Origin of the sequence: Spirulina major PCC 6313 (assembly GCF_001890765.1) — a bacterium.
Taxonomy (GTDB): domain Bacteria; phylum Cyanobacteriota; class Cyanobacteriia; order Cyanobacteriales; family Spirulinaceae; genus Spirulina; species Spirulina major.
The window spans coordinates 1,437,139-1,457,187 of sequence record NZ_KV878783.1 but is presented as its reverse complement, the minus strand read 5'-3'; the positions used below and the strand labels follow the sequence as shown (position 1 = coordinate 1,457,187).

Sequence of the window (20,049 nt, the reverse complement as noted above, 5' to 3'; positions counted from 1 at the left end):
TCGGCAGTTACCCCAAGGAAGGTGAGGGGTTTCGGGCTGTGCATGGGTTGGCACTGCACTATAGCGATCGCCAATCGCCCGATGGAGTGAAGGCGGCCCAGAAATAGGGGTGGGCATAGTTATCGCTTTGGAGCAGGGTGAGTTGGACTTGGCGAAGGGCGGCGCTGCGGCCGAGGCGGTTTTGGATGTTTTGGTAATAGGCTACGGCGAGGGTTTGGGTGGCGGTATCATCCACTTGCCAGAGGCTCAACACTTGGCTTTCTGCCCCGGCAATCACCAAGGCTCGCCGCAATCCGTAGACCCCTTCCCCGTTGGCAATATCCCCCACCCCCGTTTCACAGGCAGAGAGAAACACCAGTTTTGTCCCCCACAAATTCAGCCCGGCCACTTCGAGGGCCGTGAGCACGCCATCATTATCTTGGGAGGGACGGCGGGAGGTGCGATCGTTAAATCCGGCGAGGGCGAGGCCGGCGCGGAGGAGGGGATTTGCATCGAGTTCAGGGCTAGGGATGGCCAGGGATGTGGCCTGGCGTTGGCTGGGGTCAAACTCGACTCCGGTGGCAGTGGCGATCGCATCTAAAAAAAATCCGTGGGTGGCCAGGTGCAGAATGGCGGGGCGCGGGTATTGCGTGAGTTGATCTTCGGTGGCGTTGTGCTGCGTGAAAAGGATGGCGGTGGGATAGAGATCGGCAATGCGTTGCACTTCGGCCGCCGTGGCGGGAAGCGGACGGAAGGTGAGCGCTGATTGATCGGAGGGGCTGCGATCGCTCCCCGTTTCCCCTGGTTCCGCCGTCGCACCATAGTTGATATCGCCTAAAATCACCGGCGGTGATTGGCTGACGCGGTTCAATTGCAAGCGCAGCAGGTCGCGGCCACTGGTGAGGAGGGTAATTTGGTGGGTGGTGATCAGGTATTCAGCTTGGGGGTTGAGGAGAGCCGCGAAGGGAATAATATTCAGTTCACCATCGGGGGCAATCAGCAGATGCTCCACCGCCGCCAGTTGGGGACGAAGCCGCTCAAAGAGGCGGTGTTCTAGCTCGCGGGCAGCGGTGCGCACGGCGTGGGGGCGGCGGAATTGCTGGGCCGTGTTGCGAAAGCGTTGGGCGAGGAGGTCAATTTCGGCGGCGGGGCCGAGATCAGCCCAATGGACGGCCCCATCCGCATTGAGGAGATAAACCCCATAGCGAAAGTCGTCTTGCTCAAAGGTTTGGGGATCAAAGGGGCGATACTTGATGAATTCAATCAAAGCCGCATTGGCTGGGAGGGCGGCCTGGACGGCGGTGAGGGTGACGGGGGTTTGTTCGACGCGGAATTCAGCACTAATGCGGGCGAGATCGGCTTCAAGGCGATCGAGGCTGGTGGTGAGGTGGGCGACATGGTGGCGGTAGTCGTCGTTGAGGGGGGTGGGCGGGTTAAAAATGGCTTGGGTGAGGTCGCTACGGGTGGTGTTGATGCGATCGCGCAAGCGTCGATTCGTTGGGGTGAGGTTTTGGCGTAGGGTCGCTTGATTATCGGTGAGTGCGTCTAAAATTCGCCCTTTGCGCCGCAAAATCGTGGTCAGGGCCAAACGAGCCGCTGCCTCGCTCTCCGGTGCGCCCTGTTGACTGAGGGAAACAGCGGCATGGGTGAACCCGTTAATCGTTTGCAAATAGGCGCGTTTTTGTCGTTCAGACCCGATCGCCAAGAGCCGATCGAGGGTGGTTTCCTGGCGATCGAGGGTACGGGTTAATTGCACCGTGGCGGCGGTGGCATCCCCTTGGGCCCAGCGCAGGAGGGCCAAATTACCAAGGCTCAACTGAGTGAGGGGGTGGGTGGGGCCGAGGGTTTGCTCTCGGACGGCGATCGCCCTGTGTAACAACGCCTCGGCTTGAGCATAGCGGCCCGTGCGATGGTACAGCGACGCTAAATTATGGGCACTGAGGGCATAGTCCGGATGATCCGGGCTGAGGACTTGCTCATGAATCGCCATCACACGCTCATACAATGGTTCAGCTTCGGCCAGGCGGTTTTGGCGTTGATAAAAGGCAGCAATGTTGTTCAAGATTTTCGCCCAGTCCAGGGGATGGCGTTCCGCATCCTGTTCGCGGAGGTCTAACGCCTGCTGATAGTACTGTTCGGCCTGGGCAGGGCGATCTAACGACTCCAAGAGTTGCGCCAGGTTGTCGAGATTGGCGGCTTTGGCGGTGCGATTTTCGGCGGTGGTGGGCCCGATGATTTGGAGCGATCGCCGCAACAGCGGTTCTGCTTCGGCATAGCGACCCAGGCGTTGATACAACAGGGCCAGACCATTCAAGCTCACCGCCGTGGCCGGATGGTCAGGGCCCAAACTCGCCTCGCGGATGGCGAGCGATCGCTGAAAAAAAGGCTCCACCTTCTCATACGCTCCGGTTTGAAAGTAGAGGTGTCCCAATTGGTTAACGCTGGTGGCGGTGTGGGGATGGTCAGGGCCATAATTGGCTTCCCAGACCCGAATCGCCGCTTCCTGAAACGGAATCGCCTCGCTGTAGCGTCCCATCTTGACATAAAGATCCGCAATGTTGCCGTGGGCGATCGCGGCTGATTGATTGAACTCCCCCAACTCTGTCCCGATCCCCGCCAAAGCCCGCTGCAACACCTGTTCCGCCTGACGATATTCCCCCAACTCCCGATACACATACCCCAACAGGGTCAGACTCGTCATCGTATAAAAATGATCATCCCCAAAAATGCCATGGCGCAATGCTAACGCCTCCTGCGCCCAGGGTAAGGCCTGTTGATAGTCTTGGGTTTGGAGAGCGGCGGCCACCTGCTGACTCAAGGCCTGGGCACGGGCCAACTGCGCCACAACATCCGGGGCGGCCGCCTGGGCACGAATTTGATAGCGTCCCATGGCTCCAGGCTGATCCGTCAACACCACGATCGCATAGTCCCCCTCAGTGGGGATCGTTTCGATGAGTTTCGCATTATTCCCCTCGCCCCCGTTGTTATTTTGGGCTAGGTTCTGGCCTTCGCTGTCATAGAGTTTTAAAACCCCGTCAAACTCCGTGCTGATCAAATCAACTTGAATACTGTCCCCCGCCTGGACAGTCAACGGGTACAGATTGTAATAGGTTCCGTCGTCATAGACTGGACTGTCAGCGGTCAGTTGTCCGTCAATCACGACCCGCTCGGCTGCGGTTGAGGGTTGAGCGATCGCCCCACGCACCAGCCCCGACAGTGGCAAAATTCCCACAGTCACCACCCCCAGCAGAGCCAATCCGACGCGCTTCACCATGTGTTGTCTCCCTCACTGTTTCCTGTCCTAATCTGATCTATCGCGATCCTAAATCAATCGAAGATCTTATCTCCTCATCAACAAGGGGCTTAGGCCCCTTGCCTGTTCATGAATCAAATAGGATTGCTATAGATGAGTTAAGTACAAACGAACATAAGCCTGAGCAAACTTTTTTTTGCTCGGCAGTGGGATAAAAGCGGTGGGATTATCCGGGTGGTCTCACCATTAGCTCGACATTGCACGAGGAACGCCATCAAGGGCTTCTTCTTCCGTCTCAAAAATCTCAAAGACCGAGTCCATCATTGTGACTTCAAACACAAGTTTCGCTTCGGGATGGACATTACAAATTCGGAAGCTTCCTTTCACCTTGTCGGCATCACGCATGCCAGCCACCAGGGACGTTAACCCAGAGCTATCGATGAAGTTAACCTGACTGAGGTTAACCACAACATGGCGGCTGAGTTTAGAAATACACTCTTGCAACTTTAACCGAAATTGCCAAGCCGTCGTGATGTCTAAACGTCCGCTAGGCGCTAAAACAATAACTTGGGTTTGGTCTTGGGTTGTGTGTTTTTTCTGATCAATGTGAATCACGCGTCAACTGGCCTCAAACTCAAGCAATATAGTGTGCCAACATCTGAAAATCGCTACTCAGGTTAACCCTTACTGATCACTACCCTAACGTTGATCAAGCGATCGCAGCGAGTGGGTGTGGATGGTTCGGTTTGCGTTGGGTAAGCGTGGACATTGGATGGATGCTCACCCCCTTGTATTGATAAGGGTTTGAGTTTGTATACAGCTTACCAGAAAAACTCTGTTGTGGGGAGACAGCCCAAAGTGATTCTGGTGTACTAGTCATCTGTTTGGTTCACTGAGTCCGTTGACCCATGCGACTCGAACCTGTTCCCCGCAGGCATTGCATCCCGACTTGGGGCGATGCCTGCGGGGTCTGGGGTTAGGCAGACCAGTTTGCCCAATCTTGGGGTTTTAGGAAGGTGTCATAGAGTTCAGCTTCGCGGCTGTTGGGTTCAGGCTGGTAGCAATATTCCCAACGCACGAGGGGCGGCAAGGACATCAGGATCGATTCGGTGCGTCCGTTGGTTTGGAGGCCGAAGATGGTACCGCGATCGTAGACGAGGTTGAATTCGACGTAACGCCCCCGTCGATAGAGTTGGAATTGGCGTTCGCGATCGCTGTACTCCGTCCCGCGTCGTTTCTGGGCAATGGGCACATAGGCCGGTAAAAAGGCCTCGCTACAGTCTTTCACAAAGGCGAACACTTCTTCCCAGGTGCGAGAGGGAACATCCCCCAGTTGACGGCTATAGTCAGCGGCGGCTTGGTCGGGGTTGGGGCCGCGATAGAGTTCGCCGCGATCGTCTTGGTAGTCGAAGAAAATCCCGCCGATGCCCCGCGCTTCGTTACGGTGCTTCAGGTAGAAATATTCATCACACCAGGCTTTGAAGATGTTGTAGTAGTGGGGATTGTGGCGATCGCACGCCGCCTTGTAGGTGGTGTGAAAATGATGGGCATCTTCGTGAAAGGGGTAGTAGGGGGTTAAATCTGCCCCACCGCCGAACCACCAGACGGGGCCCGCTTCAAAATAGCGATAGTTGAGGTGAACCGTGGGGATGTAGGGGTTGCGGGGATGGAGCACCATGGAAGTACCGGTGGCATAGAATTCATGACCGGCGGCATCGGGGCGATTTTGCAGAATCGATGGGGGGAGGGTTTTGCCCCACACTTCCGAAAAGTTGACCCCCCCTTGTTCAAACACATCGCCATCCCGGATCACCCGCGACCGGCCCCCGCCGCCTTCTTCGCGATCCCAAGAATCTTCGCGAAATGTGCCAACCCCATCGAGTTCCTCAAGACCTTGACAAATACTGTCCTGCACACCTTTCATGAAGGCACTGATCCGCGCCCGGGAATCGGCGGGGGGCAGGTTGGGATGTTGTGATTGGTTAAGCTGCGTTGGAGAAGCTGTCATAGCATTAAAGCAAAAATTAATTCTTAAATAGACAAAACTTGTCGTGTGGCGTTGATCTTCGCACATTCACTTCGGTGCGATCGCACTCCCCTCACAAAATGCAACATCCTCTGGTGCAGACACTCTCAAAGACCTCCCCTGCTGAGGCACTTCCTGGTTGAAGAGTTCGATCCATCAAGAACTTGCATAGAATAGGGATTGATCTTATGGATAGGCGGTTGCTACACAAGCGCTATGATTTTTCAAATTTCGTTTAAGCTCCTTGTGGCTCGTGGCTACCTGTTTTGCCAGTTCCGGCTCAACAAACGCTACCGAGTTCTCTGCCGGGCTTCGGTCGATGCCCTCTGGCAAAAACTCATCAACCTCGCCGATGTATCTTGGAATCCCTTGCTTGCCCGCACCAACGTCCCGAACGGCTTAATGGCTAAACCTGGACTGATCTATCAAGTTGTGACGCGCTTCACCCCGATCCCGATTCGGATATTTGTGGAGCAAGTTGATCCGCGTAAACTCTTGAGTGTGCGCTTTTTAGCGATTCCTGGTGTGGAAAATCGTGTCACCTATCAGTTTGAATCATCGGTGTGTGGCACGTATATTTCCTATTCTGTCACCCTGAGGGGTTTGCTCTCACCGGTGTTGTGGTGGGTGATTCGTCCCTATGTGGCGCGGGTTGCTGATAACTTAGCCCAGGCGGTGGAGCGTCCGGCTCCGCTGTAACCTTGGCAGCCTGGGGAGACGCGATCGCAGAAATCGCCGCCCCGTCCCCGAAAACGGTAGGATAAACAATAAAATTACAAACCTTCACAAACTAATGACTCTAGACTCAACGGCTGTTTTAAACGTTTTGCGTCCTGTCCAAGACCCAGAGCTACAAAAGAGCTTAGTCGAACTCAACATGATCCGGAATGTGCAGATTGCCGGGGGAACCGTCCGCTTTACCCTCGTGCTCACCACCCCCGCCTGTCCCCTCCGGGAATTCATTGTCGAAGACTGCCAAAAAGCCGTCCGTCAACTACCGGGCGTTGAGGCCGTTGAAGTCGAAGTCACTGCCGAAACTCCCCAACAAAAATCCCTGCCGGATCAACAGGGCATCGCCGGTGTGAAAAATATCATCGCCGTTTCGAGCGGCAAAGGTGGCGTGGGCAAAAGCACCGTCGCCGTCAATATTGCCGTTGCCCTCGCCCAAAGTGGGGCTGCCGTTGGTCTCCTTGATGCGGATATCTACGGGCCCAACGCCCCCACCATGCTGGGCTTGACCGATGCGAAAGTCGATGTCCAAAAAGATGCCCAGGGTCAAGATATTCTGCAACCGGCGGTGAATCATGGCCTCAAAATGGTGTCCATGGGCTTCCTCATTGACCCAGACCAGCCCGTGATTTGGCGGGGGCCAATGCTCAACGGCATCATTCGCCAATTCCTCTATCAGGTGAATTGGGGGAACCTAGATTATCTCGTTGTCGATTTGCCCCCCGGCACCGGTGATGCTCAATTAACCATGGCCCAGGCCGTCCCCATGGCTGGGGTGGTGATTGTCACCACGCCCCAAACGGTTTCCTTGGTGGACGCTCGCCGGGGCTTAAAAATGTTTGAACAATTGGGGGTGAATGTCTTGGGTATTGTGGAAAATATGAGTTATTTCATTCCGCCGGATTGTCCGGAAAAGCGGTATGACCTGTTTGGATCGGGGGGTGGGGCGAATACCGCCGCTGAATTGGGTGTGCCTCTGATTGGTGGGGTTCCGTTGGAAATTCCGGTGCGAGAAGGGGGCGATCGCGGCATTCCCATCGTCGTCGCTCAGCCCGAATCCGCCTCCGCCCAAGCCCTGACCAAAATTGCCCAAAGCATCGCCGCGCGAGTATCCGTTGCGGCCCTAACGTAGCCCTGACCCGTTGAACGACGACCACTCTTTATCTACTAGCGTCCTATGTTGCAGCGATCCCATAACGAAAAATCTCAATGGCGACAATGGTGGCTCGGTTGGCAAAACCTGGACTTTTTCCTCCTCGCCCTCGTGGTCGGCCTCACCATCTTTGGGGGGGTGATGATCCACAGTATCGAACTGCGCCAAGGCATTACCGACTGGTGGCAACATTGGCTCGTGGGGTTAATCGGCCTGGTAATTACCCTCGCAATCTCTCAGTTTCAGTATGAATTTTTACTGCAATGGCACTGGCCGATCTATGCCCTAATGAATGTCACCCTCGTGGTGGTGATGTTGGCGGGTCATACGGCGAATGGGGCGCAAAGTTGGCTCACCATCGGTGGGTTTAATGTCCAACCTTCCGAATTTGCCAAAGTGGGGTTGATTATCACCTTGGCGGCCCTGCTTCACGATCGCCCTGCCACAACCCTTGATTCTGTCTTTCGGGTTTTAGCGATCACGATGGTTCCCTGGATTTTGATTTTTGTGCAGCCGGATTTGGGGACAGCATTAGTCTTTGGGGCGATTACCCTGGGCATGCTCTATTGGGCGAACGTTAAACCCGCTTGGCTGCTCCTGTTGGTCTCGCCGATGGTGGCGGCGGTGTTGTACGGGATCTCGTTGCCCGCCTGTGGAATTTGGACGGTGTTGGTCTGTGCGATCGCTTGGTTTACCCTCCCCCTCCGGCAAATCAGCACCCCCATCGTCGTTGCGATTAACTGGGCGGCCGCCGTCCTCGGCCAAGTCTTTTGGGGACTGCTCAAGGATTACCAAAAAGACCGCCTTATCCTCTTTCTCAACCCGGAAAAAGACCCCCTCGGTGGAGGCTATCACCTCATTCAATCCCGCATCGCCATCGGGGCCGGGGAACTCTGGGGCGAAGGACTCTTCAACGGAACCCAAACCCAACTAGACTTCATCCCCGAACAACATACCGACTTCATTTTTTCCGCTGTGGGGGAAGAACTGGGGTTCATCGGCTCAATCATTGTCATTTTTGCCTTTTGGTTAATCTGCCTGCGGCTGATCGTCATTGCCCAAAATGCCAAGGATAACTTTGGTTCTCTGTTAGCGGTGGGCGTGCTGTCAATGATTGCGTTTCAGGTGTTTGTGAATATTGGCATGACGGTGGGGGTGTCGCCGATTACCGGGTTGCCGCTGCCCTGGATTAGCTACGGACGGTCGGCCTTGCTGACGAATTTCCTCGCCTTGGGCCTGGTGGAATCGGTGGCAAACCATCGACCTCGGATGCATTTCCGTTAGCGATCGCCCCCACCTTAGCCCCTAGATCCATCATCCCGATCCCGTCGGATCAAAGGAATATGGCAAGATAGGGGCGGGCAGTCTGTTTCAGAGCAGTCTCACTCGTAATTCTGTGATTTTGAATCAAAGGAAAATACTCATGATTTTACCTGGTGCAACAGTTCGCGTCAAAAATCCTAATGACACCTATTATGAGTTTGAAGGATTGGTGCAACGCATTAGCGACGGCAATGTTGCCGTGTTGTTTGAAGGGGGCAACTGGGATAAGTTGGTCACCTTCAAGCTGGCTGAACTCGAAACCGTGGATCTCAGCAAAGGCAAGAAAAAATAAACGATTCACCTCTGGTCTCGGTGCGATGCTGACCCGTTGCGCGTTGGGTCAATCCGCTCAATTCCGAATCCTGGAACAAGGCCAGAGGGCTATTTTTGATGCGTTTCTCATCCTTCAGCCCCGCCCCTGCCGATGCGCTTACCCTTACCCCAATTTTCCACCGATCGCCCCCGCCCCAACCATATTGCGGAAGTGATTGAAACGGCAACAACAGATTTCTTGGCGCAATGTTTGGAGCCGGAGGAGTTGAAATTTCCCGTCATGCCCCCCTTTGGCAGTTGGGTGAAGGCATTGGATGAGGAGTCCGGCAATACCGTTTTAGGCGTGATCACCTACGCCACCACAACCCCGATTGATTCGGTGCATCGGGCGCGGGCGTTGGGGATGTCCCTCGAAGAGTTGCGCGAAGAGCAGCCGCAAATTTTTGCGATGTTGAAGACGGAATTTCGCGTTGCGATTGTGGGATTTTTAGTGCCGGGGCCGGGGCGATCGCCCCAAGTGTTTCAATACCTACCCCCCCGCCCGCCCCAAATTCACCAAGCCGTCTATCGCTGTGAACCCGACGAGGTGAAGCGGTTTACGGAAGAGATGGATTTTCTGCGGACTCTGTTGCAGGTGAGCCATGTGCCGGTGGAAAGCTTAATTGCGGCCACGTTGCGGGCGGCGTTTCAGTTGCGGCAGGGCGATCGCAACTGGTTGATCAAAGCCGGGCGCACGCTGGGAATTTTATTAAAGGATGATTACGATAGTTTGCGCTACGTACTCAGTCAGGTGCATGCCTGAGGTGGGGTGTTGCACATCGGAGCCAAGGAAGACATGAACGACTCTATCCAGACACCAGGGTTTTGGGAAACGCGCTATCAACAAGGAGTGCCGCCGTGGGACTTGGGGCAGGCTGCGCCGGGGTTTGTAGCCTGGTTGGACTGCCATGGAACCGCAGTGGCGGGGAAACGGGTGGCGGTGCTCGGTTGCGGGGCGGGCCATGATGCGATCGCCTTTGCCCAAGCAGGCGCAACGGTGATCGGGTTTGACTTCGCCCCCGCTGCCATTGCCCAGGCTGAACGCAACGCGGCAACAGCGGGTGTTGCCGCGCAATTTCTCAACCGCAATATTTTTGATCTCGCGGCTGAATCCCCGGCTCAGTTTGATTACGTGGTAGAACACACCTGTTTTTGCGCCATCGATCCGAGTCAGCGCGATCGCTACGTCCAACTCGTCCACCACATCCTCAAACCCCAAGGCGAACTGCTGGCCATTTTCTTCACCCACCACCGCCCCGGTGGCCCGCCTTTTGGTTCGACCCCGGAGCAACTCCACGCCCACTTCCATCACCACTTTCACCCCTTCCACCTCGTCCCCCTCACCGCATCCTTACCCAAGCGTCACGGGGAAGAACATTGGGGCCAAGGCCAGGCCCGCTTCACTCCGACCGTAATCTGAAAATTGTTACGATAAGTTAACTGTTTTTTCAGAATTGTCATGGCTCCCCTGAATTTAAGCCAAATCGAGGTCAACCTCGACAGCCCCAATTCCCGCGATCGCATGGTCGCCCTCGCATCCTTACGCCACGTTTCCGCCTTGGAAGCCCTGCCGTTAATCAAAAAAGTGCTCAACGATGAAGTCCTACAAATCCGCTCCATGGCGGTGTTTGCCCTCGGCATCAAATCTACAGAAGAATCCTTCCCTATTTTGGTGCGCCTTTTAGAAACCGATCCAGATTACGGTATTCGGGCGGACGCGGCCGGAGCCTTGGGCTATCTCGAAGATCAACGGGCCTTTGAACCCTTGGTGCGGGCTTTTTACGAAGATACCCAATGGCTTGTGCGGTTTAGTGCGGCGGTGTCCTTGGGAAATTTAAAAGACGTGCGGGCGAAATCTGTACTCCTCAACGCCCTGAAAAGTGAGGAGGTGGTGATTCAGCAAGCGGCGATCGCCGCTCTGGGGGAAATTAAAGCCCTCGATGCCACCGATGCGATGCTGGACTTTGCCGGCTCTGAGGATTGGCTCGTGCGGCAACGCTTAGCCGAAGCCCTGGGCCATTTACCCAGTGAGAAAGCGAAATCCGCCCTCAACTTCCTCGCCAAAGATGCTCATCCGCAAGTGGCTCAAGCTGCAACATTGTCCCGCCAACGCCTCGCAGAGCTGTTACCCGACGCAGATTAAGGATCACGGGAGGCACAAAACCCTCTACAATAAATGCTAATTCTTCGTTCAATATCAGGTTACTAAATACAATGACACCGTCTTTAGCCAACTTTCTTTACAGCTTACTGGCCGGTACATTGGTTGTCGTCGTTCCCGCAACCGTTGCCCTCGTTTTTATTAGCCAGAAAGATAAAATCTCCCGTTCCTAAGGGTTTATTGCAACCCTGTGGCCTCAGGATCGTCAGCAGCATTGCCCCTCGATTCTGAGGTCTTTTCCTAGGGGTAGGGTTTTCCTGGGCGCAATGGGCAGATTTCGCTAAGGTAGAAAGAACAGAACACCCGTGTTCAGCGATCGCGAGCTTGACGCTTAAGAAGCAGTAATGATCAATTTTGGATGGAATTCAGCCAGCATTTTGGGGGTCTTCTTGGCCGTTGCTGGTGCAGGACTTTATTTTTTACGCTCGATTAAGCCAGAACTATCGAGGGACTACGATATCTTTTTCTCTGCGGTCGGGTTGGTCTGTGGTGGGATTTTGATTGCCTACGGTTGGAAATTTGACCCGCTGATGCAGTTGGGGCAATTTCTCCTCACCTTAGCCACCTTCTTTTTTGCCTTTGAAACCCTGAGGCTAAGGGGACTTGCCACCGAGCAAGCCCGCCGCAGCACGCCCATCGTCGATGATGACCGCCCGGTGAGCCGTTCCTACCGTGCCTATCGAGAACCGGACTACGACGAGCTAGAGCCTGCCTACCGTGAGCCTGCATCTGTGCCCCGCAAACGGCTGCGGGGGAGTGATGACTACGATGATGCCCCGGCTCCATCGCCCCGGAGCCGCGCCGCTCGTCCGACAACAGACCGTAGCAGCCCACCGCCGCGATCGCCCCGCAGTCGTCGTCCGGCCCGCGATACCCCACCGAGCCGCGACTATCCCCCCGATGAAACGCGCTACGCTGATCGCTATGACGCTTGGGAAGATGAGTGGGAAGAAACTGAAGGCGTTGAGGAACGCCGGTCGGGGCGGCGATCGCCATCCCGTCGCCCGGATCGGACAGTGAGTGAACCGGAACGGCCACGCCGCAATGGTTCGGCCCGCAATGCGGCACTCTATGAAGACGAAGAACCCGCGCCCTACGTGGACTATGTGGACTACGACGAAGCACTAGAACCGGAACCGCCTCGATCTTCAGCGCCCCGTGATGACCACTATGGGGATGAGTACGATGACTATGGCGAGGATGATTTTGATGCGGGGGTAGACCGCGAGCCACCGGATTACGAGGATGAACCGGATCTGGACTTTGAGGAACCGCGATCGCGCCGCCGTCCGGATCGCCCCTACGATGATGACGTTGAACCCCCGGTGGGATCGACGGAGTATTAAGGCCCTAGACCTATGATTCTGGGATTCAGACGATGGCCCTGGCGATGGTTGGGGCGATGGGGGGGGGTAGTGGGTGCGATCGCAATTTCCCTCTCCGCCTGCCAGAACGAACCCGCCAGCATCGAACCCGTGGCCCTCAATAGCCGCTTTACCGATGAACAGCCCACCCTCAGCGGCGATGGCAAATTAGTGGCGTTCATCACCAACCGCAACGGCTCGGCACAAATTGCGGTGTATAACCTCAGCACCAAGCGATTTTTAACCCTAACGGGACTCAATCAAGACCGCACCTTAGTCCAAAGCCCCAGCCTCAGCCGCACGGGTCGCTACATCGTCTATCTAGTGAATGAAGAAGGACGACCCGCGATCGCCTGCTACGATCGCGCCATTCAACGCTCCGAAATTCTCACCCGTCGCTATCGCTATTGGGTGCGCAACCCAAAAATCAGCCCCGACGGCCGCTACATCAGTTTTGAAACCGCCCGCCGTGGCCAGTGGGATGTAGAGGTGCTGGATCGGGGGCCCAATGTGGAATTGGATATTGAAGATGGCACGGTGATTGAACCGTAGGGATTAATCCGAGGATTCGGGGGGGACATAGCCCCGCGATCGCAACACCGTTTGAATTGCCTGCTGGACTTGATCCGCCGGTTGGGACGCATCGATCCGCACGATTCGCTCCGGTTCCTGCTGGACGAGGTGGGTAAACCCCTCCCGTACCCGCCGATGAAAGGACAGATCTGCCTGTTCAATGCGATCGCGCTGGCCCTCCCGTTGACTGCGGGCGAGACCCACTTCCACGGGAAGATCCAGCCAGAAGGTGAGATGGGGGGTGAGGTGATGGGTGGCGATCGCATTTAATTGGGCGATCAGTGTGAGATCAAGGCCCCGCCCATAGCCTTGGTAAGCCCAGGTGGAATCGGTAAAGCGATCGCACAGCACCATCGCCCCTTGGGATAACGCCGGCTGGATCACCGTGTCCACATGTTGAGCGCGATCGGCAGCAAACAAAAGTAATTCAGCCCGATCCACCACCGCACCACTATGGAGCAGAATATCGCGCAGTTTGCTCCCCAAGGGTGTCCCGCCCGGCTCACGGGTCTGGAGAATCGCCCGCTGTTGCCCCCATTGCGCCTTTAACCAAGCATGCGATCGCCGTAACTGCGTCGTTTTTCCCGCACCTTCTCCCCCTTCAAACACAATAAATTGACCGGACATCATAACTTTATCTTCTTTTAATACTTCAGTCTGAAAATCGATATAGTGCTGATTCCACAGCATCATTTCGCAGGAAATCACGACATCATCAAACCAACAGCCACGGCAATCAATCAGGAGTTTAGCCGTCTCTGGGGCATCGAAACCCAATGCCTACGGCACGTTACGCGCATGAAGCCCCGACCATGAATCCGGCGGGTACAATGCGATGTTCCTGGCGGGCATAGCTGACAGATTTTGAAAAAAACGCTAGAGTAGCTGCAAATACCCTTGGGATAATTGATAGGCCATCGCTGTCATGATAGCCAAGCTGATCACCTTAGACCACGAGGAAAGTACGGGGAAATTATGGCTCGTTATTCCTGCTCATTCTACAGTGAAAACTCACTAGATACCCTCCTCTCCCATCTTGATACTGTTTTGCAAGCCTGTAACTTTGAAATCATTTATCGTAACAATGAGTACGTTGTTGGGCGAGAACACCCTGGACAAGTTAAGTTCGCCAAGCTCGTAACGGTTGAAGCATTGGTGGATTATCAAAGCACTGCGTCTAAAAAAGTGCATCTTAATTGCATTCTAAAAAACGAGGAACTGCCCCTCTCGACAGACAACCATTGTCGGAAGGTTTTTGATGATGTCTGCAAAAATATCCAAGATAACACCCTGTGGCAGCTTCAGTAATCGAGCCGAGAAGTACGGCTGCTGCGAAAACGAATAGGGCAAACGGATACTAGGGATTCTATTCTTTTAAGCTGAAAGCCAGACTTGGCAAGGGATTTCGGGAGTTGAGTCCGATCTTTTGTCAGTCAACCCGGTGGAAGGCAGCGGATAGGGGGTAAGGTCAAGATTGCACCTCAAAAATCGTAAGATTCAGTGGGACGGGATCGCCCAGCCAAGCCGCATATTCTGTGTGATCCGCCAGGTCATTCCCCGTGACCCCGTGGATGAGGATGGTTAAACGATCGCGCTCCTGATCCAGCCAGGGAATTAAGGTATCAAATTGGGTTTTGTCAAAACTGAGTTGGCAGCTCCAGCAGGGATGAGGGCCAACAAGTTTTTGATGGACATGACCAACGGCAACGCCAAACTGCTCGCCCGCTGCGGCGCATAGAGCCGAGGCTGGGGCGATGGTTTCGGCATCAAAATAAACATGGGCATGGTAGCGATCGCAAGTATTAACCGGCCGTTTGATCATGGCGTTTTTCATCATCTTAATTGGGTTTAGATTGAGGGATTCTAGAGCATTAAAACCCTAGATCGCTACGAGCGATGGCCGCTTCGGTGGCCAAGTCTTGATCCGAGACATCCTGCCAATCGCGATCGCCGATTTCGGTATAAAAATCACTATCGTAGGGACGAGTGCGCACCACCACCGGCATCGGTACGGCGTGACCGAGGATCAACGCCTGCTGTTTAGAATCCAACTTAGCCAACACCGATCGCAGCCCTTGCCCCCCCGAAACTCCGGTAAAAATTGCGTCAATATCCTTATCATCATTGAGCAGACAAGTGATCCGCGTCCCCACCTGAGACATCACCTCATTGTCAATTCCCGACGGGCGTTGATCCACCACCAGGAGGGTGACGAAATATTTACGCATTTCGCGGGCGATCGTGCCGAAAATGGTTTGGTGGACGATGCTCGAATCCAGGAAACGGTGAGCTTCTTCGATCGTGATCACCAGTTGACGGGGGCGATCGCGCTCATCTTTGGAGCGGAGAAAGCGATCGGCTTTTCTCACATAACTGGCATGAATTCGGCGCGTGATCATGTTCGTCGCCAACATATAGGACAACAAATTAGATTGCGAGCCAAACTCAATGATGACGTGTTTACCTGCGTCTAAATATTCCAAAACCTGATCAATATAATTACGGGGACAAGTGGCGCGAATATACTTCAAAGAATCCAACCGCATGAGTTTACGTTGGAGGGACATAATCGAGCCTTTGTGACCTTGTTTCGTTTCGCAGAATTCGCTAATCTCTTCATTGGTCATGCTCAATAATTGCACAATCCACGCCTTGCCAAACTCAGAAGATAGGATGTTTGCATTGTCTAAACTAGCATCGGATAAGCCCAGTTCGTGCGTCACTAAGCGCAGGTCTTCAATTTCGATTTGGTCATAGCTTAAATAGAGTTCTTGGGCATCACGCACCCCTCGCCGGTTGGTGGATTCGGGGTCTAGGGTGAAGATTTCAACGCGGTTTTGAAAAAGTTGTTTTAAGCCTTTGACGGTGCTGATATTTTTGCCCTCTTTCATGGCTTCCCAGCCATATTCTGAGTGCATATCAAACATGAGATTTACCCCGGCTTGCTTGTGGATGATGCCGGATAAGATCAGGCGGGTGAGGAAGGATTTACCCGTACCGGACTTGCCAAAAATGCCGTTACTACGCTCAACAAATCGCTCTAAATTGAGACAAACGGGCACATCCATATCAAGGGGTTGACCAACGGCGAAGTTTTTACGCTGGGGGTCATCTTCCCAGCCGAAGACGATGCGAAAATCGCGCTCGCTGGCATCAAATACTTGGCTGAAATGGCTGGGAATGGTTTTGACGGGGAGGAGGACGGTGTCGCTGTTGCTGTTGGCGGTGAAGGAGGCGAGGGTGCTGTCGCCGTTGCGGTCGGGGTTGGGTTGGCTGTCGGGAATCAGCATCAACATGGGGGAGAGGTTGATCGTGCCGTAGATGCTGCTGCCGGCGAGGACGGCGTGGAGAAAGTCGTCACCGGGGGGCGGGGGGTTGGTGAGGATGCGGGGGCTGGTGGTGCCGAGGGTGACATCGGTGAGGAGGCAAAAGAAGTGCGATCGCACCCCTTTAATCACCAAAAATTTACCCACCCGCATGTCTTCAACGGACACATCAGGATGGAGGCGTACCTCAATGCCTTGACTGAGGGAGCCTTGAACCACGGAGCCGAGGGGGATGATCGGATGTTGCGTCATGGGTGCGATCGGGCAAAGGGGGATCGATTGTTCGCTTCCCTAGCTTATCGCACCGGGTTCGGGGTGGTTCAATCGGGTGCAGGTTAAGAGGCGATCGCGAGCAGGGAATCATTCAGGCGCGTTTGAAAGGGGCGACTTTCTTCGACGAGATAGTCCCGGAAGGTTTCGGCGATCACCGATAGCTGTTTGGTCGCCAGATTTGCCACGTACCACTGCCGCTGGATCGGGAAATGGGCAACATTGAGCACGGTTAATTCGGGCATCCCTCCTTCGGCGGTGAGACTGTGGTAAGACAGAACAGAGATACCGAGGTTGCCGGCGATCGCCTGCTTGATCGCCTCATTACTCCCCAACTCCAACCGCACTGGCACAGAAATTCGATATTTGGCAAAGAGTTTCTGCACCGCTTGCCGTGTCCCTGACCCCTGTTCTCGCATAATGAACTGTTCCCCATTTAAGGCCTTGATCGGGATTTTTCGCCGCTGCGCCAAGGGATGATCCACATTGGCCACCACCACGAGGGGATTTTCTAAAAACGGGGCAGTGTGGAGATCAATCCCTTCCGGCGGTTGACTGAGGATATAGAGGTCATCCAGGTTATCGTGCATCCGCTGCTGCATATCATGATGGTTCGTCACCTGAAGAGAAATATCAATATCCGGGTGAAGCTGACAAAACGACCCTAAGAGGCGAGGCACAAAATACTTGGCGGTGGTGATTGCTGTGATGCGGAGTTTACCTTGTTTTTTACCTTTTAAATCGGCCACCGTCATTTCAAAATTATCCAGACGGCCAAAGATATCTTGGCTGGTGGTTAAGAGTTCTTGTCCCGCATCGGTGAGGTAGAGGCGTTTGCCAATTTGTTCAAATAGGGGTAAGCCGATGGCGGTGGTGAGTTGTTTAATCTGACTCGACACCGTGGGCTGGGTAATCATCAACTCCTCGGCTGCACGGGTAAAGCTACCATGGCGGGCCGTGGTTTCAAAAACTTTAAGCTGGTGCAAGGTGGCATGAATCACAGAGGTTTTCTCCTGCGGCGATCGCTAAAACATCAATCGCTAGAACATCAATCACTAAAACATCAATCACTAAAACATCAACAGCAAACACAGGGTTGAGGGCCCACCCCCTGGCATTGACGAGAGATACTCCCTAGTCTGATCACAGCAACGCCAGTATTAACCCAGAAACCCCAATCCAGACGATCTAGACCCTAGACAGTCCAGAGGAATCTCGTGTTGGGCGTTTTGCTGCCTTTTTAAATATAGTCAAAAAACTATGTTAATTCAAATTAAATTGAATTAAATCTATGCTAAAACGAATGAGATTAGGCAGAATTATCACAGTGATTTGTGAACCTAAACGGTGCGATCGCACCTTCACCCCAGGGCCATCATCGTCTCTGCGTTGAACTCCAAGCGTTGAACTCCAACCCCACAGATCCCCTAATCCCCATCGGGGGGATGCTGAATGGGAATCGTGATGATGAACTCTGTCCCTTGACCCGGTGTGGATTGGCAAACTAGTTCCCCGTGATGTCTTTCGGTGATGATTTTATAACTAATGGACAACCCTAAACCCGTACCTTTGCCCACCGGTTTGGTGGTGAAAAACTCATCAAATAAACGTGACTGAATCTCCGTGGGAATGCCGGGGCCATTGTCCGCCAAACTCAGCTCGACGTGATTTGGAGGATGCAGGGCGGTGGTAATTTTGATGATACTGGGGTCGGCTTCTATCTCTGCATAGGTGCGATGTTGATCCCGTTCTTCGAGGGCATCGATCGCATTGCTGAGAATGTTCATCAACACTTGATTAAATTGTCCTGGGTAGCCATCGATCGGGGGGATGTTGCTGTATTGTTTGATGATTTGGATGCCGGGGGATTCAGAACGGGGCTTGAGGCGATTTTGCAAAATGATCAGGGTGCTTTCAATGCCGTCATGGAGGTTCATCGACTTCACTTCGGTTTCATCCGTCCGGGAGAAAGTCCGCAGCGAGGCGACAATTTCTTTGATCCGATCGGCCCCCATTTGCATGGATGAAAAAATTTGCGGCAGATCATCAACGAGAAACTCTAGATCCATGGCTTCGGCTTCTTCAACAATGTCGGCGTGGGGCTGGGGATAGCCTTTTTGGTAGAGGGACAGGAGATTGAGGATGTCGTTAACGTAGTCTTCGGCGTGCCGGAGATTGCCGTAGATGAAGTTGACGGGGTTGTTGATTTCGTGGGCGACTCCGGCGAGCAGTTGCCCTAAGCTGGACATTTTTTCGTTTTGGATCAGGTGGGATTGGGTGCGTTGGAGTTCGCGCTGGAGTTTTTCGAGTTCGAGGGGGGAGACTTGGGGCGGCTGGGGCGCGTCGGGGTGCTTGCGATCGCTAATATCCATCAACACCCCCGCCAGGTGGGATACTTCCCCGGTGTCCGTGCGCAGGGGTTGGCCTTGGGCGTAGATGTAGCGGATGCTCTGGTCGGGGCGGAGGATGCGAAATTCGAGGCTGTAGGGATCTTCGCGATAGATGGTGTTGTAGAGGGTGGTGTAGAAACGTTGGCGATCGTCGGGGTGGATGTGTTGGGCTTGCTCGTCAAAGCTGGGGGGGGTTTGCTCGATGGGGAGACCATAGATCCGAAAGATTTCGTCACTCCAGGTGACGTGACCGGTGAGAATATTCCATTCCCAACTCCCCACATGGGCGATTTTTTGGGCGGCAAGCCAGTTGGCTTCACTCTGGGCGAGGGCCTGCTCAACGGCTTTGCGATCGCTCACATCATGGCCTTCCGGCAGTAAATAGAGCACCTGCCCCCGTTCATCGGTGATCGGCGTGATCGAAAAACTCAGGGTTTTCACCTCATCCCCGCGATAGACGGTGATATCCCGCTGCACCCATTCCCCATTCGCTGCCTTGGCGATCGCCCCCTTCAACTTCGCCTGCATCGACACCGACATCTCCCACCAGGGCACATCCCAAAACAACATCCCCACCAAGGACTCCCGCTGCAATCGCGCCCAAACGAGGGTTGTATTATTCACCTCCAAAATCCGGCCATCGGGACTCAGGAGCGCCATCAGTTGCACCGAATGATCGAGGATCATTCGCAGGGTTTCGTAATGTTGCTGTTGGCGGAGTTCGCGCCGTTTTTGCTGGGTTAAGGCCATCCCACACCAGATCACCCCGGCGATCGCCCCCGTTTCATCGCGCCAGGGGGAACTCTCCCACTGTACCCAGGCGCGTTTCCCGCTTGCCAAGGTCACCACTTCGCCATCACTACTCTCGTGGCTGCCGCTCAAACTGCGTCGCAGCACCGCCGTCCAATGCTCCGGGAGGGAGGGGACTAACTGCGCGAAGGCGACACCCTGCACTGCTTGATCGGAATTAAGGCCGTACAATTTGCGCCACCGCTCACTGGCGACCACACAACAAAGATTTCGATCAAAAATGGCGATCGCTGTGGGGGATTGTTCAATCCAGAGGTGACTAAGGGGAGTCGAAGCAGCAGACTGGGCCATTAGTTAACTGGGCAGGTCTATTTCAGTTTAGCGTGGGAATGATCCCAGGTCAGTTCAGGGTAAACCGTGGGATCATCGCGCCCCTCCCC

General features: G+C 54.4%; 19 protein-coding genes. 11 read left to right on the top strand and 8 right to left on the bottom strand.

Translation table 11 applies throughout. The features are described from left to right. Positions 1-58: 58 nt before the first annotated feature. The 3 genes from SPI6313_RS06220 to hemF all read right to left on the bottom strand — a co-directional run bounded on the left by SPI6313_RS06220 (position 59) and on the right by hemF (position 5,240). Complete coding sequence (locus SPI6313_RS06220) at positions 59-3,253, bottom strand: CHAT domain-containing tetratricopeptide repeat protein (RefSeq protein WP_072620220.1); 3,195 nt, start codon at positions 3,251-3,253, stop codon at positions 59-61. Positions 3,254-3,478: 225 nt separating this feature from the next. Further along, positions 3,479-3,847, bottom strand: coding sequence for an STAS domain-containing protein (locus SPI6313_RS06215; protein WP_072620219.1), 369 nt, complete (start codon positions 3,845-3,847; stop codon positions 3,479-3,481). Positions 3,848-4,208: 361 nt separating this feature from the next. Continuing rightward, a complete protein-coding gene (hemF, locus tag SPI6313_RS06210; protein ID WP_072620218.1) occupies positions 4,209-5,240 on the bottom strand; it encodes an oxygen-dependent coproporphyrinogen oxidase in 1,032 nt (343 codons plus the stop codon). A 234-nt stretch (positions 5,241-5,474) separates the two neighbouring features. Here hemF and SPI6313_RS06205 point away from each other — a divergent pair, with 234 nt between their 5' ends. From SPI6313_RS06205 to SPI6313_RS06160, 10 genes are all read left to right on the top strand, one after another. Then, positions 5,475-5,957: an SRPBCC family protein gene (locus tag SPI6313_RS06205; RefSeq protein ID WP_072620217.1), complete on the top strand. Its 483-nt coding sequence runs from the start codon at positions 5,475-5,477 to the stop codon at positions 5,955-5,957. Positions 5,958-6,051: 94 nt separating this feature from the next. Beyond that, the gene (locus SPI6313_RS06200; protein WP_072620216.1) at positions 6,052-7,119 is read left to right on the top strand and encodes an Mrp/NBP35 family ATP-binding protein; all 1,068 of its coding nucleotides are present in this window, start codon (positions 6,052-6,054) and stop codon (positions 7,117-7,119) included. Between the two features lie 45 nt (positions 7,120-7,164). Then, the gene (rodA, locus tag SPI6313_RS06195) at positions 7,165-8,424 is read left to right on the top strand and encodes a rod shape-determining protein RodA (RefSeq protein ID WP_072620215.1); all 1,260 of its coding nucleotides are present in this window, start codon (positions 7,165-7,167) and stop codon (positions 8,422-8,424) included. Positions 8,425-8,563: 139 nt separating this feature from the next. Next, positions 8,564-8,755 (top strand): NAD(P)H dehydrogenase subunit NdhS, encoded by a 192-nt coding sequence (locus SPI6313_RS06190; RefSeq protein ID WP_072620214.1) that lies wholly within the window; start codon positions 8,564-8,566, stop codon positions 8,753-8,755. Positions 8,756-8,887: 132 nt separating this feature from the next. After that, complete coding sequence (locus tag SPI6313_RS06185) at positions 8,888-9,538, top strand: HAS-barrel domain-containing protein (protein WP_072620213.1); 651 nt, start codon at positions 8,888-8,890, stop codon at positions 9,536-9,538. A 33-nt stretch (positions 9,539-9,571) separates the two neighbouring features. Further along, a complete protein-coding gene (locus SPI6313_RS06180; RefSeq protein WP_072620212.1) occupies positions 9,572-10,195 on the top strand; it encodes a methyltransferase domain-containing protein in 624 nt (207 codons plus the stop codon). Between the two features lie 39 nt (positions 10,196-10,234). Then, positions 10,235-10,918 (top strand): HEAT repeat domain-containing protein, encoded by a 684-nt coding sequence (locus SPI6313_RS06175; protein ID WP_072620211.1) that lies wholly within the window; start codon positions 10,235-10,237, stop codon positions 10,916-10,918. 71 nt (positions 10,919-10,989) lie between these two features. Further along, the gene (gene psbX, locus SPI6313_RS06170) at positions 10,990-11,109 is read left to right on the top strand and encodes a photosystem II reaction center X protein (protein WP_072620210.1); all 120 of its coding nucleotides are present in this window, start codon (positions 10,990-10,992) and stop codon (positions 11,107-11,109) included. A gap of 171 nt (positions 11,110-11,280) precedes the next feature. After that, positions 11,281-12,282 (top strand): Ycf66 family protein, encoded by a 1,002-nt coding sequence (locus SPI6313_RS06165; protein WP_072620209.1) that lies wholly within the window; start codon positions 11,281-11,283, stop codon positions 12,280-12,282. A gap of 12 nt (positions 12,283-12,294) precedes the next feature. Next, positions 12,295-12,852 carry a TolB family protein gene (locus SPI6313_RS06160; protein WP_072620208.1) on the top strand — a complete coding sequence of 186 codons (558 nt, stop codon included), beginning with the start codon at positions 12,295-12,297 and terminating at the stop codon, positions 12,850-12,852. Between the two features lie 3 nt (positions 12,853-12,855). On the opposite strand, the gene tmk is transcribed toward SPI6313_RS06160, so the two are convergent. After that, on the bottom strand, positions 12,856-13,500 hold the full coding sequence (gene tmk / locus SPI6313_RS06155) for a dTMP kinase (protein WP_072623022.1): 645 nt from the start codon (positions 13,498-13,500) through the stop codon (positions 12,856-12,858). Between the two features lie 348 nt (positions 13,501-13,848). Here tmk and SPI6313_RS06150 point away from each other — a divergent pair, with 348 nt between their 5' ends. Continuing rightward, positions 13,849-14,181 carry a hypothetical protein gene (locus tag SPI6313_RS06150; RefSeq protein WP_072620207.1) on the top strand — a complete coding sequence of 111 codons (333 nt, stop codon included), beginning with the start codon at positions 13,849-13,851 and terminating at the stop codon, positions 14,179-14,181. Between the two features lie 160 nt (positions 14,182-14,341). Here SPI6313_RS06150 and SPI6313_RS06145 read toward each other — a convergent pair whose 3' ends face one another. The 4 genes from SPI6313_RS06145 to SPI6313_RS06130 form a co-directional block, all read right to left on the bottom strand. Further along, complete coding sequence (locus tag SPI6313_RS06145) at positions 14,342-14,695, bottom strand: DOPA 4,5-dioxygenase family protein (RefSeq protein WP_217650515.1); 354 nt, start codon at positions 14,693-14,695, stop codon at positions 14,342-14,344. Between the two features lie 49 nt (positions 14,696-14,744). Beyond that, positions 14,745-16,451 (bottom strand): helicase HerA domain-containing protein, encoded by a 1,707-nt coding sequence (locus SPI6313_RS06140; RefSeq protein WP_072620205.1) that lies wholly within the window; start codon positions 16,449-16,451, stop codon positions 14,745-14,747. Between the two features lie 83 nt (positions 16,452-16,534). Further along, positions 16,535-17,470: a LysR family transcriptional regulator gene (locus tag SPI6313_RS06135; RefSeq protein WP_072620204.1), complete on the bottom strand. Its 936-nt coding sequence runs from the start codon at positions 17,468-17,470 to the stop codon at positions 16,535-16,537. A gap of 426 nt (positions 17,471-17,896) precedes the next feature. Further along, complete coding sequence (locus SPI6313_RS06130; RefSeq protein ID WP_072620203.1) at positions 17,897-19,960, bottom strand: PAS domain-containing protein; 2,064 nt, start codon at positions 19,958-19,960, stop codon at positions 17,897-17,899. Positions 19,961-20,049: the final 89 nt, after the last annotated feature.